Annotated in this window: 1 protein-coding gene; it reads right to left on the bottom strand. The window is 48.1% G+C overall.

Annotation, left to right across the window (positions count from 1 at the left end):
* On the bottom strand, window positions 1–397 hold a 397-nt coding region (locus tag AN34_RS21345; protein ID WP_036677837.1), incomplete at both ends, for a hypothetical protein.

Below are 397 nucleotides of genomic sequence, written 5' to 3'. Positions count from 1 at the left end.
TATTCGGATCGGCAGGGTTACCGCTTTCTGAATCATCACTTACCGGGTTGCCTTTAGGGTCTTTACCTGTAGCCGTAGCCAGGTTGTCTACACGACCTGCATCAACATCAGTTTGTGTAATCGTATAAGCGGCTGTGAAAGTACTGTTATCTGTTGCACCAGGGGCCAAAGTGATTGGACCTCCAACGATGGTTACTTTGGTATCGGTGATGTTTAGATCTGTTACCGTTACGTTACCTGTGTTTTCTACCTTGAATGTATAGTTGATCGTTTCACCCACTTCAGCCTTGCCGTTATTGTTCGCATCAGCGAATGATCCGGTTTTGGTTAAACGGATGGCAGGGCTTGATGGCAATGGGGTAATGGTACAGGTCGGACAAGCCGGGGTAGCCGGGTT

It is taken from the genome of Pedobacter sp. R20-19 (assembly GCF_000708265.2).
Classification (GTDB): Bacteria; Bacteroidota; Bacteroidia; order Sphingobacteriales; family Sphingobacteriaceae; genus Pedobacter.
The sequence above is the reverse complement of the archived record's forward strand: the minus strand, read 5'-3'. Positions and strand labels throughout refer to the sequence as shown.